This window comes from Collinsella sp. An2 (genome assembly GCF_002160065.1).
In the GTDB taxonomy this organism is placed as follows: Bacteria; Actinomycetota; Coriobacteriia; order Coriobacteriales; family Coriobacteriaceae; genus Limicola.
Genome location: NZ_NFJW01000002.1, coordinates 248,817 through 263,854, shown reverse-complemented (window position 1 = coordinate 263,854; position 15,038 = coordinate 248,817). Strand labels below are relative to the sequence as shown.

The window sequence follows — 15,038 nt, the reverse complement described above, 5'->3', positions numbered from 1 at the left end:
AGGCCGGGGAGGGACCCGTCAAAGCATCCGGTATCCGGTTCTCAAGGTGCAACGGTCCAAACTGAAGATTCCTGAAAGTTCTCAGCGCCTTGGTCTTGACTTCATATAGCTGGTCTCCTTGCCGATGCAGGCCGATACGAGGCGGCATAAACCGCCTCCCCTATCGTACCCAAGCTTCGACAGTGCACGATACCTCGAACCCGAACGGCTGCTAGTCGCACCTAGTTGCCGACTAGCAGCCCCATGCTGTTTGGTGTATCTGAAAAAACTTTGTTGCGCTTTCTAGCCAAAAATCAGGGATTGAAGTGTTTTATTTGGCATATAAGCGCGGTAACTTTTGCGACGCACCCCTAACAGCTACCGCCCAACAGCTGCGCATCCAACGCCTATTGAGAGCAACAGAACTCAATAAGCAGGTCGTCTTTGCGAGCAAAGAGCACGTCCTGCTTCATGCCGGGCAGTGGCTCATCTTCGAACGGGCCGAGCACGACCTCATCGCACCATGCGGCGGCCTCGTCCAAGTCATCGGTCGAAAGGGCCACATGTGTATGGGTCTTCATCATCGAGGGCGCGGGCGAACCCTCCTCAAAATAGAGGTACTCGATACCGTCGGGCGAGATGGTGGGGTCCGAGATCCACAGCTTCATGGGAGGTGCATAGCGCATGCCTCCCAGCTGATGCGTAATCGGGATGCCGGTATGTGCATATGAGAGCTGCATGGGATTCCTCTCTCTCCGTGCCCCACCCGAACGCAAGAACACCTCCGGGCGGAAGCCAGCTACCAGATGATCTCGCACGCCGTCCAAGGTGCGGAAACGTGGGACCGTAACGTCACCTGTGGCGGACGGGTGCATTTAGATAGCGCTGATGAAACGCTGTAGACCCGTACGCACGTCCGCGTTCTCAAGCGCAAGTCGCGTCCAAGGTGCAAGTTGCTCGGGGTGACCAGCCAGATAGCCTTCGATCTCGGACAGCGAAACGCGCCGTACCTCCGAGACCTCTTCCTCGTTGACACGCATCCCCTCGAGAGCTTGGCCCGCGAAAACGGCGCACCATTCACACTCGCATCGACCGTCGCCGTGGTCCTCCCGATAGATGACATGGCCCAGCTGTGTGAGACTTGTCGTGGCACCAAGCTCCTCGACCAGTCGACGCTCAGCAGCTTCCTGTAGCCCCTCGGCGGGTTTGGGGTGTCCGGCACAGCTGTCGGCCAGCACGCCTCCCCACAGTCGTTTCATAGGGCTACGGCGACACAGTAGGAGGCGCGCCGCGTCCCCTTTGCCCTCGACAAGGAAGACGCAGAATGCCTGATGTAAAATTCCCGCCCCTTCGTGCGCGGCAATACGATCCACAGGACCGATCGGATCGCCCGCGCGCGATACCGCGACCACTTGGTCCTCGTCATCCCACCGTGCGCGCTCAATAGCCCTCGCACGGTCGACCACCGCACGAGCGGCCTCGTGCGCGGTGTCAACGAGACGTGCAATGTCATCTACCGTCGCGTTGTCTATGTGTATGCCGCAGGTGGCAGTCACAGGCACCCGGAGCTCAGTGGCAACCAGAGCGGCAATGTCATGGGCGGGGACCTCATCGCGATGGCACGGAACGGCAAGGATACTTACCGTGGCCGTACGCCCTGGTTCTGGCCGGGGAATCGCCTGGGCAGTTGCGCCTACGTGAGCGGCCCCGGGCGCAGCTGAACCCACGGTCACCGTAATGCCGCGACCGGTATCGACCATGGTCACTTCAAGTTTGAACTTGTCCTCGCCCACGTGAAACGACCGCGTCTCCATGTGCGCCTCACCATCCTCGTCCTGGCTACATACGCCTTTATATTCAGGGGTGTTGCGGCAATACAGGCAAGAAGTCTCTTGGTACGCTGTTTATTACGAAACCTCCTGAATTGTGGCCAAATTTGCCAGATTTGTATTATGTGTCCTTCCAGGCAACCCGATATGATTCAGCTAAGCAAGCATGTTGATATATAGAAATATGTTTTTAGGACCATATTTGCTATATAAGCATCCTGCTTCGCAAATCAAGCCACGTGCTGCCTACGTCTGACGATTAAAACAGTACATATCTGTAATATCTGTCCATTTCTGACCGTCTAGCAATCAAAACCGTCGTCTGTTCCCACAATGCGCCGGCGCGGCTACGCCTCAGGGACGCAGGGGCGCACCGCGCAGGCTTCAACCGGTGGTGCCCCGGCGTCATCGCGCGCCGGGGCACCACCTTCGAACCAACGCGACTAGGCGTCAGTCCAATGCGTCGGGTCAACGTCCTTGAACTTTGAGCGCTGGAAGCGATGCTTCTGATCGAAGGGAACCGTGCAATCGAAGATGGTCTTGCAGGCAATGCCGTGATCGCGAATGCTCGGATCGCAGGTAGGATCGTTCGAGGGATCAAGCGGATGGCAGCGCACGCCGGGGATGGTGATGACATCCGTATCGGCCTGGAAGCGCGTATTCATAGCCCAGATGACGTCCTTGATATCGAACGGGTCAACGTCCTCATCAACCAGCCAAACATGCTTGAGCTCGGGGAATGCCGAGAAGGCAAGAAGCGCTGCCTGACGCTGACGCCCTTCATCGGAAGGAATTGATTTCTTGAACTGGATTACAGCCATGTACTTGCCGCCACCGGGAGAAGCAGCGTAGACGTTTTGAACCTTACCCGGCAGCGCCCGCTCCACCATGGTGAGAATCGAGGCCTCGGTGGGGATGCCCGCCATGGAAACATGCTCCTCGGACGGACCGATAACCGTCTGCATGATGGGGTTCTTGCGCGTGGTAACGGCCTTGACCTTGATCACGGGAAGCTCGGCCTGGGCCCCACCGGTATAGCCGGGGAACTCGGGCATTGCCTTGCCAGAGTCGGTGTTTTGGTCCTCGCGGACGCGCACGTTGGGCAGCAGCTCGCCCTCGATGACGTACTCGGCATTGGCGATGCACTTCTCGTCGATCGTGAGGCACTTTGCGAGCTTGACTGCCTCGCCGCGAATGGCCCCCGCGCATCCAAGCTCGTCGTAGCCGAGCGGCGTAGTGGGAGGCTCGAAGCACGCTGCGATCTCAATCGCAGGGTCCACGCCAATAGAGATGGAGATAGGAAGCGGTTTGCCAGCCGCTTCGGCCTTCTCGCGGAACACCGTGAGATGGCGCGCGCCGGGCACGAAGTACATGGAGATCTCATCTTTGCTCTGCAGGCACAGACGATGAATCGTGATGTCGGTGTCGCCGTTCTCGGGATCGGTAGCGTAGCACATGCCCATCGTAATGTAGGGGCCGGCATCTTCCTCGGTATTCGTCGGAGCCGGAATAAGCTTACGGATATCGAAATCGGGATCGTCGGCCTTGTAGACAACCTCTTGGCAGGGTGCAGGCTCGTCTGTGACCACTGGGGCTATAGGCGCGTTCACGGCATCCTTGAGCATGAAGCCCAGGCGCTTGGGGTCACAATCCAGCAAATGCCCCACACGCGTACGGCTGGCCAAAAGGCCGATAACGACACGGGCGCCCGGATGCCCCTTCACGTTGTTGAAAATCATGGCCGGCCCCTCTTTGGTGGGTCTCATAACGGTGCCGCCAGCGCCAACATGGCGATAGACACCGGAGAGCTCAGCAAGAGGTTCGACCTCGACATCGGTCTCGACCAGCTGACCAGGAATTTCACGCAGGAGTTCAAGAGCACTGCGAAGGTCGTTCACCTTGGTGGACATAGTTTCTCCTTTGTTACAAACCGCAGGATACGTGCCGCGCGAGCATCGAAAGAGGCGCGGCGGACATCGGGTAGGCAGAACGCCCGCCGCGCAGCCATTACTCGGCGCCCTCCCAGGCATGGAACTTCCGAGGCTCCAAGCCAAACTGGCGCAGCACCTTGCCGACTACATGGTTGATTTGGTCTTCGATAGTTATCGGCCCGTTGTAAAACGTAAGCATCGGGGGAACAAGCACGCACCCGGCATCAGCCGCAGCGAGCATGTTGCGCACATGAATCTTGCCCAGCGGCATCTCGCGCGGCACAAGCACGACGCGACGCCCCTCTTTTAGACATACGTCGGCGGCACGCGATACGAGGTTGTCCGCATAGCCGTTCGCAATAGAAGACAGCGTCTTCATGGAGCAGGGCATGACGATCATGCCCTCTGTGACATAGGAGCCGCTAGAAATGGACGCTGCAAGATTATGTGAATCGTGCACCACATCGGCGAGCTCATACAAGCGCTCTATGGGCTCTGAGCACTCGAGTTCCCACGTTTTCTTTGCGCCGTCACTCACAACAAGGTGCGTCTCGACGTCGTCATAGCCAGCCAACGCCTGCACGAGGGCCAGCGACAGCTGCACACCCGTGGCACCGCTCACGCCCACGATGATTCGACGCTTGTTCATGCGCTCCCCCTTCGGAGTCGACCGGAGGCCGCCCGCCCAGAGCTGGGCGAGCCTTTTACCTGGACCAAAAAGCGGGGAGCGGGGCCTTGCGGGAGTCACTTCGCAGCGCGTGGCCCCGCTCTCCCAAGAACATGCCCTGATGCGTTACACCAGGCCGATGATGCTGAACCAAGCGACCATGATCCAGCCAACGATGAAGAGTACCGGAATCAGCGCGATGCCGATCTTAAGTGTCTCTTTCTGGGTGTAGTTGCCCGTGTCGGGGCTTGCGCCCACCAGCGTATTGAGATGCTGGAACGGGAAGAGGTAATGAGCGGCCACAGCCATGTAGCAAATCATCGTAGCGGCCATGGGGTCGATACCCAAAGGCTCGGCAAACGCCAGAATGGCGGGAACAGCGACGCCCATGACGGCAATGACCGAACCGAGCAGCATGTGAATCACGAAGGACAGCGCAACGATGATGGCGGCGATGATGAACATGTTGTCAGGCACAGAGGTGGGCATGAACGAAGCGATCCAGGCATTCATGCCGGTGTCGGCGCCCACGTGGCCGATGGCCATGGCGGCGGTCAGGAACACGAGCACGTGAATAGGCACAGCGCTCCAGTCCTTGGCAGCGTTGAGGTCGCCGATGATAGGCATGCTCATGAGCATGCCCACAGCAAAGGTGACCCAACCGATATCGATGCCGTGAATGGACTCGGTGAACCACAGCACGATAGCGATGACAACCCAGATAATCGTCTTGATCTCAACACCGGTCATTTTGCCCATATCGGCGAGCTTGCCGCGGATGGCCTCCTTATCGACCGTATAGTCCTTCTCGGGACGATACAGCAGAAGGAACAGCAGCAGCGTGATGAGACTCATGATGATGGCGGGCACGCCCATGACCTTGAGCCACGTAATGAAGTCGGCCCCGCCAGCATACGATGCAGCAAGCGGGTTGATGACGGCGTCGCCCGTGATGAAGATGAGCGAGCAGGGAACAGAGGCGGCGAACACCGCGAAACCGATCTTGACGGCATCGGCCTTCGAGATGCCCGAGCTCTGGATGATGACCGCCATAACGGCCATGATCAGGAAGGCGCGCGGCCACGGATGCGGAATGAGCAGCGAGAGAATCGCCGTCAGCACAAAGATACCGATGATGATGCTTTTGAATCCGGTCACGAAGCGCAGCATGTAGTTATAAGCGATGCGCTCGCCCAGGCCGGAGGTCTTCACCGCATTTGCGATGAGGTAGGCGCCGATGACGAGCCACATCGTGGTGCCCGTCCAGGCATAGAAGATCTCAGCTGGCTCGTCTAATTGGAAGATGCACATGAGCGCCAGCAAAACGCCCGCGGTATATCCGTTCTGGGCAATCTGCAGAGCCCACCAGATAACGGTCATGAGGGTGAAGGCGAGCATGAGCTTCGCGTTGCCCTCGATACCGGGAAGCGGTGCGAACCACACAATCAACGCGACGAGAATACCGGCAACAAAGCCGATCTCGCGTTTCGTGATTTTCATTGAGTCCCCCTCTCATGGATACATTTGGGATGGCGCCGGGATGCGCCCTGGGCGTTGCAAGACAACAAAACGGCCGAGCCCACCTACATAACGTGGCCGGGCCCGGCCTATGCGGCAGCAGGTCTTGATCGCCGGCATCCCGGCAATGCGTGCTATGCCTCCAGCGGCGGCACAGGCGGAATTACCTGCAGGTTGGCAATCTTCTCGTCATCCAGCTTGAACACGTCATCGACGTGCGGATTCTCGGTCGAGCGCCAGGAGTAGTAGCACACGTCGCACTGGTACATCTCCCACGCGCCCTCGACAGGCGACGTGGCAATCGTCGAAATCTCTTCATGACCACAACGCGGGCATTGCATGAGTCATTCCTCCTTCTTGATACGTCAGCGTCTTGCGCGGCGTCTCTTATTTGGCTGCCATGAGGTCGGTGATGATCTTGGTGTACTCGGCCGTCTTGACAGGATCTTTAAGCAGCTCGACGGAGCGCTTCATGGGCTCGGGGTCAACCGGCGTAGTCGCGTCGATGATGAGCTTCGCGGTGATTCCGGGGATCTCCTCGGTGGGATTGAGCGGCATACCAGCGCAGTTGGGAACGACCTTGACATCCTTGTCCGGGCGAACGCGCGTGGAAAGTGCCCACATGACCTGATCGAGATCAAACGGATCGACCACATCGTCGACGACGATGACGTTGTGGCAGTACGGCATGCCGTGGGGCGTGGACAGCAGACGGAAGGCAGCACCGGTAGCCTGGCCGCCATAGCGCGGCTTCATAGAGATGATCTCGGTCATACCGTGGGTGTACATGGCGTTTACGGCCACAATCTCGGGGAAGTCGACCTTCAGCTGCTTGTAGATGGGCACCGAGGTGTTAAGCGCCATGAGGTAGTCGATCTCGGACCACGGCATGCCCAGGTACAGGTTCTCGAAAATGGGGTTGGTGCGATAGGTCACATGCGTGATCTTGGCCTCGCACTGCAGGCGCGAACCGGAGTAGGAGCCCGGGAACTCGCCAAACGGACCCTCGACGGTGCGGACGCGCGGGACGATGTAGCCCTCGAGAACGACCTCGGCGCCAGCGGGCACATAGAGGTGATCGTAGAGGTCGGACTTGACGATGTCGGCCGGAACGCCGCCGTTCAAGGCGCCGACGAATTCATACTCGTTCTGTGTGTAGGAGATGGGCGTCGAAGCCATAAAGGTCACGAGCGGAGCATTGCCGAGCGTGATGGCCACGGGGAAAGGCTCGTTCTTCTTTTCGGCCTCCCACAGCTGCTTGGCGATATCGTGCATAGCCAAGCACTGCATGCCGATGCGATCCTTGCCCTTGACCTGAATGCGGTAGGTACCAACGTTGGTCTTGTCGAAATTGTCAGGATCGGACGGATCCGCCGTGATGATCGACGCCTTGGAGATGAAGCAGCCGGCGTCCTGCTCATTGATGCGATAGAGCGGCAGCAGCTCAAAAAGGTTGATCTCGCCCTCTTCAAGGGTGTTCTCCTTGCAGGGGGCATCCTCGCGAGACACGATATTGGGCTTTACCGGGAAGAGGTCCCACCGGCGGTTGAGCTCGAAGAATTGCTCCTTGGTGGAGGTGTTCTTGGGCATGCCCATCATGAGGGCGTGGTTGGCCCAGGAGCCATGAACGTTGGTGACAACCTTCTGACCCTTCGGATACCCGTTGATGTGCTCGAACATGACCGCGGGGCCATTGGGGATACGGCTGGCGGCACGGCCGGCCGCGCCGATTTCGGTATCGGGGTCCACCTCGTTCGTCACGCGGACGAGCTGACCCTCCTCCTCAAGCACCTCAAGGAACGAGCGCAGGTCTTGATACACCTTTGGCATGGAGACTCCTTTCCGCAAAGTCCGAATCTGCCTTGGTGCCATCTTGCTGCGGAAACCTCGGAATTCACGTTCGTTGATCGCACGGTCTTTTGCCAAAATGGAAAGTCTCGAACGCCAGCTGCGGTTATTCGTTTTTAGCAACTCGAGGGGCGAATATCGAAAGAACTTGCAGGTAATTAGAAGGTACGTTGGGAGGGGCACAGGATGAGCAAGCTGCCATGGAATGACGGAACATACGTTGACAGCGTCGTGCGCGCAAAGGAGGCGGCTGTGGACTTCCGTAAGCTCGAAGCCTTTCTCACAGTCGCCAACACGGGCAAGTTCGTGACCGCGGCAGAGAAACTCTTCATCTCCCAATCATCGCTTTCTAAGCAGATGTCTCAGCTTGAGCGCGAGCTCGGCGTCAAGCTGTTCAAGAAGACGAGAAACGGGGTGGAACTCACCCAAGCCGGCCACGACTTCTACTCCTACGCCCGAAAAGCCGTGCCCGACTACCAGCACGAAGTTTCGCGACTCAAGATGTACAAACAAAACGCCACGTACACCCTGACCGTAGGCGCGCTACCGCTTTGCGAAGAATACGGTTTTGCCGATTCGTTCAGCTCATACTGGGTGCGCAACACGTCGGTACAGATACAGTTTGTCGAACGCAACCAGGACGACCTCCTCGATAAGCTCAAGCGCCACAAGGTTGAAATCGCGCTCGCGCGAACCGATTTCATCGACGAAAGCTGGTTCTCGTTCAAGCCCATCGTAGAAGACCAGCTTGTGCTCGTATGTTCGACGTCAAGCCGATGGGCTAGACATAAGACGGTCTCGCTTTGCGACCTGAAAGATGAGCAGTTCATCCTGCTCGAAGGGCAATCCGAATGCACGCGCATGTTCCTGCGAGCATGCGAGACATACGGATTCCACCCCAACGTGCCGCTTAATCACAGCCGCCACCGCATGCTGCTGAAAGCGGTGCAGCGGCGTATGGGCGTGAGCGTCATGTCGAGCAAGCTTGTCTCTACCTATAACGCCGACGACATTGCAAGCGTTCCTTTCGAGCAGCCCATCATCTCGACCATTGGCTTTATTTGGCTTCGGGACGAACAACCTTCGAAGATCGCCCAGGGATTCATGGATTTCGTCTGCCGAGACTTTGCCAATAAACATCTGGAGAACGCAGAATAACGGCTCGCACGACACGCTTGTGTGGAGCAGGGGCCTGCGCAGGCGAGGGTGGGACCTTGCAGCACGGACGCAACGCCCGCGCTACGGCGTGCTGCAAGACAGACTGCAACAGTCGCGACCCGCACCGACGTTGCCGCCGCCCTGTCATGCCGGCGAAACTATCGGCTTATACGGGCGGCAACCCAATAGCCGCCCGCAGCTCGTTGAGCAGCCTTCCCTGTAGCTCACGATATCCCTTGACGCGGTAGCGAAAACGAACGCCGGCGTCACGGTGCAGCGTGCGGGCAACTGCCTCAAGTGCCTGGATGTCCTGCATCTGCCCACGGTGAATGACGATCACCTTGACACCCATGGCACGCAAGCCATTGTTCCGATTACCGTCATGAATGCGAGCATCATGCTCCTCGTGGCCAAACCCGTTGTATTCCACGTCGGTCTTTGCCGCCGGAACATAGAAGTCGCTTATGGCATAGGGCATGCCTGACGATATGTGCACTGCGTCGTCGGTAAAATCAATTTTGTAGTTCAAGCGGACGCGTCTGCCCTTTAGCATTTTGCATCCCAACCCGCCGTACCGCATGGGAAGCGCAAGCATGCCATAGACCAACGTCTCACCAGGTGAAGCCGAGCCCGGCTCGACCAGCTTAACTGCCTGGCGAAACGTCGCGTCGGCGCTGCTCGTCGTCCAGCTGGCGACCTTGATAAGCTCCTTGAGCGCCGTCGCCGGCTCGCATTTGTACCGCGCCATGCGTGGGCGCTCGTTCGCCTCGCGCGAGTTCGGATACTCTCCATGTGCAATAGGAACCGTTGACTCGGGAGGAAGAGAGTAGGTACCCAGCAGCTCCATAAGCAGCGATACCACCTGACCCAACGAGCGCCCCGTGCATAGAGCAGGGCAGAGAAGGCGGGAGAGGTGCAGTAGACATTTTCTCCGATGCGCCGGATAGCGTCCTGCGGCAATGTTTTAGCAATCGTGTGACACACGATACCCGGTACGGCGCGCCTTGCCGATGACCGCGATACCAGGACGTGTACCTCGTTTTCTTCGTCGCTAAATATGCCCATGCGCTCGAGCGCTTCGAAGTCTATGGCTCCTTTGTTGGGCACACACGCACGCAGAGCCCTACGCGCCTCAACCTTTGAGAGTCGATCCCACAAAAGTGCAGAATACTTCCAACGCGCGTCACGGATGGCGCGAATTGCCGACACATGTGAGACGACGATGGTTTCCATAACAAAAGGCTAGCATACAATGCGTCACGTTTTGAACAGGAAGCCGGGGCCCCAAGCATCAGGGAACAGGCGACGGTCGAATCAATGGAATACATTATCGAAACGGCCTACTGGAATCTATGGCCCATTTCTGCGAAGCATCGCCGCGGCCCACAAAGTCCAACTCAACAGCACCATCACAGCCCGTAGGGCGCGGCCGCCTTGGTCTGGGCTAACACCAACAATCGGCACGCAACCCATTTTTTCATTCTTCGACACAAAGTTGGCCAAATATCCCAGATTTGGATTGCTGCTGAGGCGAATAACGACCAGACCTATTCCGAATAGAGCGCATTTTGGTATATTTACAGAACAAACCACATGCTTTTAGATATATTTCGTTCTTCGCCCTCGATTGAAGTTCTAAAGGAATGTCTATAGGACATCCTAAACAATCTGAATCTGGGATATTTGGCCAGAATTTATGAAAATGATGGCAAAAGGCGGGTTCGCCTGCGAAGACGAACCCGCCTTTCATGCATTTCGAGTGCACGCGGACATACGTCCAAATGCCTTCGAACCTCGCGGGCTATAGCAATCAGGACCAAAGGGTCCGAAGCCGCCCCCGATAATCCGCCGAATGCTAGTCCTCCAGATAGCGGGCGAGAAACTCGCGCGTGCGCGGGTGTTTCGGCGAGCCGAAAATCTCCGCCGGCGTGCCCTCCTCGGCGATGACGCCCTTGTCCATGAAGACGACGCGGTCCGACACGGTCTTGGCGAATTGCATCTCGTGCGTGACCACGACCATGGTCATACCGTCGCGCGCAAGGCCGCGCATGACCTCCAGCACCTCGCCCACGATTTCGGGGTCGAGCGCCGAGGTCGGCTCGTCAAACAGCATAAGGTCGGGATTCATGCACAGCGCACGGGCGATGGCCACGCGCTGCTTCTGGCCGCCGGACAGGTTGCTCACGCTCGCACGCGCGAAGTCGGCGAGGCCCACGGCGTCCAGGTGCTTCATCGCGACCTGCTCCGCCTCCGACTTGCCCATCTTCTTGAGCGTCACCGGGGCAAGGGTGCAGTTATCCAGCACATTCATGTTGTTGAACAGGTTGAAGCCCTGGAACACCATGCCGATCTTCTCGCGCAGGCTGTTCACGTCCACGTGCTCGGCCGCCAGGTCGGAGCCATGGAACCACACATGACCGGCATCGGGGGTCTCGAGCAAGTTAATGCAGCGCAACAGCGTGGACTTGCCGGAGCCCGACGCACCGATGATCGTGACCACCTGGCCGGGCATAACGTCCAGGTTGATGTCGCGCAGCACTTCGAGGCTGCCGAACGACTTGCGCAGCCCCTCGATGCGCACCATGGGCTCGGTAGCGTTCTTGGTTGTCATGGTCTACCTCCCCTGGCCAAAACCGCGACGGTGCTTCTCGCCATCGCGCACGGGCACGGCACTGACTTCCTCGGTCCCCACGGCCACGCCCGCGTCGGACGAGCTGCCCACGGGCTGGGGCTTCACGTCAAAATGATGCGCGAACTTGCCCAGCAGCCACGAAGCGAACATGGTGAGCGCCAGATACACCACGGTGGTGATGAGCGCTGTCTGGAACTGCTGGTAGTAGATGCCCGCGACGGTCGTGGTCGCAAACATGAGGTCGAACGTGCCGATCACCGAAAGCACCGACGAGTCCTTGATGTTGATGACGAGCTCGTTGGAAAGGCCCGGGATGGCGTACTTGATACCCTGCGGGAAGACGACCTTGCGCATGGCCTGCCACTGCGAGAGGCCGAGCGAACGCGCCGCCTCGAGCTGGCCTGCATCGACCGATTCGATACCGCCGCGCAGCACCTCCATCATGTAGGCGGTGGAGTTGAGGGTGATGGTCACCAGGCCGGCCAAAAACGTGGTCCAGATGCCGTTGATCTGCGTAGTCGTGAGGCTCGTCATGCGGAACAGGCCGAAGACGCCGTAGTAGAGCACCATAGCCTGCACCATCATCGGCGTGCCGCGCACGACGGTGCTGTACACCTTTGCGAACCCGACGCCGACCTTCTTCCAGAAACGAACGAAGTCGTTGTCGGGACGGTCGATGGTCTGGATGCGCGCAAACACGAGCAGCAGCGCCAGGAAGAACGCGATGACGGTGCCGAACACCGCGAGCTCAACCGTGGTGATGAAGCCCGTCAGGAACGTCTGCCTGCCCTGATACAGGATGTAGCACATGCTCTCGAGCATACCGTCGGGGCGTTTGGGGCTGGCCTGCGAGGCCGCGGCGACCGCCACGCTCCACGCCGAGGCAATGCCCATGACCACGCGGTCCACGATCAGCACCAGGGTGATGGCCCAGATCACATAGGACGCGTAGCGCAGGACGCGACGCACGGCCGGCTTGGTGAAGGGTGAGACCTCGTCATAGGTCTTCCACTTGGCAATCTTCACCGCCAATCCGATCGCGCTCACCACCAGCCAGGCCACCAGCAGGTAGTACATGACCAGCTCGACCGTAAACGCCTGGGCGAGGAAGCTCATCGCCGGGCGCGGCTGGCTGGAGAGCAGCATACCCACAAGGGCGACGGCGCTCGTGCCGAGCAGCACGTAGCGATGGTCGTCGAGGAAGAACGAGGCGATCTTGCCGCGCCTCCTCGCCGCACCCTGCTCGCTTGAAAGAGCGGAGCTCATAGGTTCTCCTTTAGTCATCTGTCGTATATACACGTACGGGACGCGCGCCGGCACGAAGCTCGGCGCACGTCCCTCAGGAGTTACAAGGTTAAGTCAAAATCCCAGCTTACGCGGGCTGGCGATCCATGCACTCGTTCCACATCTGCTGACGGTCGTCATCGGAGATGCTGTCGATAGCCTCGTTGATCGTGTCGACAATCGACTGGTCGGTGCCAAGGGCCACAGCCGCGTTGTCCGGCATCTCGGAGCCCTCGAACTTGTCGGTCATCTGGAGCTCCACGAAGTCGGGATAGGTCTCGAGCAGCTTGGGCACCGAGAGCATGGAGTAGGTGATGACGTCGGAGGTGCCGCTGGAGAGGCTCTCCACGACGGCGGGGACGGTCTCGCCAGGGGTCATGTGGTTCACGTCTGCGACCTCGGCGATCTGGTCGATGACGTCGTCGTACATCGTAGCCGCCTGACCCATGATCGAGGCGCCCGCGAGATCGGCGAAGGTCGTGGCGCTCGCATAGGGCGAGTCCTTCTTCGTGACCATCGCGATGTCGTCGTCGATGTAGGAGTTGCAGAAGATGGCGGAGTCCTCGCGCTCGGGCGTCACGGACATGCCGGCGCAGATGATGTCGATCTGGCCGTTGTTGAGCATGTCGATGAGCGCGGAGAAGTCGCACTTCACCGCGACGGCCTCCATGCCAAGCGCGTCGGCGATGATCTTGGCGGCCTGGACATCGTAGCCGTCGGCATAGGCGCCGTCGACGTTCTCGATGGGAATGGTGTAGTCAGAGGCCTCGGAGACCTGCCAGTTGTACGGGGCGTACGCGGCCTCCATGCCCACGCGCAGCGTCTTGCCGTCGCCGAGCACAGCCTCGCCATCGTCGGCGTTATCGCTCGTGGACGAGCCGCTCTCGGAGGTACCCTGGGCGGCGGGGCCGCAGCCGGCAAGGAACATCAACCCTCCCACGCTGAATGCCGTGATGCCCGAGAGCTTCAGAAAGCCGCGGCGAGAGCACGATCCCAGCTGTGGCACGTTCGCAGAGGTTTGCTTGGTCATGATGGTTCCTTCCGGTTTTTTGTTCAATACCCCTTCCGTGTGACGCAACCGGAGGGGACCCATTCCCCTCCCCCTTGCAACTTAATGCGAGAAAGTTACGCACACAATTGCGCAGCATACCGCGCCAGGGTGTCGGATGCTACCGTCAAGCTGAAAAACGAGCGTAAGAAACACGCGGGAAACGATTACCACGCCTTAGGTGTGGAACCGATGGCCGTCGAGCCGCAAGGGTTCTTTCCGGTCGCAGTTTCTTCAACCCCGGAGCATGTTGCCCGGCCTCGCGCACGAGCAACATAAATGGTCGACGCCTCTGCATCTGTCAAATGAACCCGTCCCCAATGACAGATTGACGGCGCGGCTGCCTCGCGGGACGATAGTGGCCCATCGAGCGAAAGGCATCCTCATGCACCGCATTCTCTTTATTTGTCACGGCAACATCTGTCGTTCCACCATGGCCGAATCCGTCATGACCGAGCTTGTGCGCCGCGCAGGACGCGAGCATGAGTTTGTCATCGATTCCGCCGCGACCAGTCGCGAAGAACTCGGCAACCCGCCGCATCCCGGCACGGTTGCAAAGCTTGCCGAGGAGGGAATCCCCGTCGTCCCGCACCGCGCACGGCAAATCACGCACGACGAATACGAGCGCTGGGACCACATCATCTATATGGATGGCGAGAATCGCCGCAATCTCATGCGCATCCTGAGGCAAGACCCCGAGGGCAAAGTGAGCCGCCTGCTTGACTGGACAGATCGGCCAAACGACGTCGCCGACCCCTGGTATACCGGCAACTTCGACGCCACTTGGCGCGACGTATTCGAAGGCTGTCAGGCGCTGTTGGAAAAGCTGGACTGAGCACGGCGGCGGACAACGGCCCGCATCACCCCAAGCGATATGCGGGCCGCCTCAATCTTTCGGCGAAAATCTTCCAAGTGAGCTTCTCCGTTGCCATCGAAGTCCTTGATTTGTCCGTTTTTGAGCGTGAAAACGTCCAAATCAAGGACTTCGTTGGGCGCGGCGCGGCAGGCGCGCGTTAGACGTGCTGCTTTGGGCTCGGCGCGGCCGGCACGGCGCGTTAGACGTGCTGCGTTGGGTGCGCCTCGTTGGGTTCGGCGCGGTGGATGTGCTTCATCGAGCGCGCTTCGTTGAACGCGACTCGTTGGA

At 59.1% G+C, this 15,038-nt stretch carries 13 protein-coding genes; 2 read left to right on the top strand and 11 right to left on the bottom strand.

Annotation, left to right across the window (positions count from 1 at the left end; genetic code table 11):
- Positions 1–386: 386 nt before the first annotated feature.
- The 7 genes from B5F33_RS02950 to B5F33_RS02920 form a co-directional block, all read right to left on the bottom strand.
- On the bottom strand, positions 387–719 hold the full coding sequence (locus tag B5F33_RS02950; RefSeq protein WP_087410294.1) for a hypothetical protein: 333 nt from the start codon (positions 717–719) through the stop codon (positions 387–389).
- A 135-nt stretch (positions 720–854) separates the two neighbouring features.
- Positions 855–1,793, bottom strand: a complete 939-nt coding sequence (gene idi / locus B5F33_RS02945) for an isopentenyl-diphosphate Delta-isomerase (protein ID WP_087410293.1) — start codon at positions 1,791–1,793, stop codon at positions 855–857.
- Between the two features lie 458 nt (positions 1,794–2,251).
- Entirely contained in the window at positions 2,252–3,718 is a 1,467-nt protein-coding gene (locus tag B5F33_RS02940; RefSeq protein ID WP_087410292.1) for a UbiD family decarboxylase, read from the bottom strand.
- 97 nt (positions 3,719–3,815) lie between these two features.
- The gene (locus B5F33_RS02935; protein ID WP_087410291.1) at positions 3,816–4,388 is read right to left on the bottom strand and encodes a UbiX family flavin prenyltransferase; all 573 of its coding nucleotides are present in this window, start codon (positions 4,386–4,388) and stop codon (positions 3,816–3,818) included.
- A gap of 144 nt (positions 4,389–4,532) precedes the next feature.
- Positions 4,533–5,906, bottom strand: coding sequence for an SLC13 family permease (locus B5F33_RS02930; protein ID WP_087410290.1), 1,374 nt, complete (start codon positions 5,904–5,906; stop codon positions 4,533–4,535).
- A gap of 152 nt (positions 5,907–6,058) precedes the next feature.
- Positions 6,059–6,265 (bottom strand): non-oxidative hydroxyarylic acid decarboxylases subunit D, encoded by a 207-nt coding sequence (locus B5F33_RS02925; RefSeq protein WP_087410289.1) that lies wholly within the window; start codon positions 6,263–6,265, stop codon positions 6,059–6,061.
- A 46-nt stretch (positions 6,266–6,311) separates the two neighbouring features.
- Positions 6,312–7,754: a non-oxidative hydroxyarylic acid decarboxylases subunit C gene (locus tag B5F33_RS02920; protein ID WP_087410288.1), complete on the bottom strand. Its 1,443-nt coding sequence runs from the start codon at positions 7,752–7,754 to the stop codon at positions 6,312–6,314.
- A gap of 204 nt (positions 7,755–7,958) precedes the next feature.
- Between B5F33_RS02920 and B5F33_RS02915 the strand changes: the two genes are divergently transcribed.
- Positions 7,959–8,930, top strand: coding sequence for a LysR family transcriptional regulator (locus B5F33_RS02915; protein WP_087410287.1), 972 nt, complete (start codon positions 7,959–7,961; stop codon positions 8,928–8,930).
- 166 nt (positions 8,931–9,096) lie between these two features.
- On the opposite strand, the gene B5F33_RS02910 is transcribed toward B5F33_RS02915, so the two are convergent.
- The 4 genes from B5F33_RS02910 to B5F33_RS02895 form a co-directional block, all read right to left on the bottom strand.
- A complete protein-coding gene (locus B5F33_RS02910; protein WP_239284689.1) occupies positions 9,097–9,801 on the bottom strand; it encodes an endonuclease domain-containing protein in 705 nt (234 codons plus the stop codon).
- Between the two features lie 984 nt (positions 9,802–10,785).
- Positions 10,786–11,541, bottom strand: a complete 756-nt coding sequence (locus B5F33_RS02905) for an amino acid ABC transporter ATP-binding protein (protein WP_275532073.1) — start codon at positions 11,539–11,541, stop codon at positions 10,786–10,788.
- A 3-nt stretch (positions 11,542–11,544) separates the two neighbouring features.
- Positions 11,545–12,828: an amino acid ABC transporter permease gene (locus B5F33_RS02900; protein ID WP_204214363.1), complete on the bottom strand. Its 1,284-nt coding sequence runs from the start codon at positions 12,826–12,828 to the stop codon at positions 11,545–11,547.
- Positions 12,829–12,934: 106 nt separating this feature from the next.
- Positions 12,935–13,876 carry a transporter substrate-binding domain-containing protein gene (locus B5F33_RS02895; RefSeq protein ID WP_204214361.1) on the bottom strand — a complete coding sequence of 314 codons (942 nt, stop codon included), beginning with the start codon at positions 13,874–13,876 and terminating at the stop codon, positions 12,935–12,937.
- A gap of 403 nt (positions 13,877–14,279) precedes the next feature.
- Between B5F33_RS02895 and B5F33_RS02890 the strand changes: the two genes are divergently transcribed.
- Entirely contained in the window at positions 14,280–14,729 is a 450-nt protein-coding gene (locus B5F33_RS02890; protein ID WP_087410286.1) for a low molecular weight protein-tyrosine-phosphatase, read from the top strand.
- Positions 14,730–15,038: the final 309 nt, after the last annotated feature.

Coding starts and splice junctions, on each gene's coding strand:
- B5F33_RS02940 (WP_087410292.1), bottom strand. CDS start 3,718: ATGTCCACCAAGGTGAACGACCTTCGCAGTGCTCTTGAACTCCTGCGT.
- B5F33_RS02935 (WP_087410291.1), bottom strand. CDS start 4,388: ATGAACAAGCGTCGAATCATCGTGGGCGTGAGCGGTGCCACGGGTGTG.
- B5F33_RS02900 (WP_204214363.1), bottom strand. CDS start 12,828: ATGAGCTCCGCTCTTTCAAGCGAGCAGGGTGCGGCGAGGAGGCGCGGC.
- B5F33_RS02905 (WP_275532073.1), bottom strand. CDS start 11,541: ATGACAACCAAGAACGCTACCGAGCCCATGGTGCGCATCGAGGGGCTG.
- idi (WP_087410293.1), bottom strand. CDS start 1,793: ATGGAGACGCGGTCGTTTCACGTGGGCGAGGACAAGTTCAAACTTGAA.
- B5F33_RS02950 (WP_087410294.1), bottom strand. CDS start 719: ATGCAGCTCTCATATGCACATACCGGCATCCCGATTACGCATCAGCTG.
- B5F33_RS02930 (WP_087410290.1), bottom strand. CDS start 5,906: ATGAAAATCACGAAACGCGAGATCGGCTTTGTTGCCGGTATTCTCGTC.
- B5F33_RS02920 (WP_087410288.1), bottom strand. CDS start 7,754: ATGCCAAAGGTGTATCAAGACCTGCGCTCGTTCCTTGAGGTGCTTGAG.
- B5F33_RS02895 (WP_204214361.1), bottom strand. CDS start 13,876: ATGACCAAGCAAACCTCTGCGAACGTGCCACAGCTGGGATCGTGCTCT.
- B5F33_RS02925 (WP_087410289.1), bottom strand. CDS start 6,265: ATGCAATGCCCGCGTTGTGGTCATGAAGAGATTTCGACGATTGCCACG.
- B5F33_RS02915 (WP_087410287.1), top strand. CDS start 7,959: ATGAGCAAGCTGCCATGGAATGACGGAACATACGTTGACAGCGTCGTG.
- B5F33_RS02890 (WP_087410286.1), top strand. CDS start 14,280: ATGCACCGCATTCTCTTTATTTGTCACGGCAACATCTGTCGTTCCACC.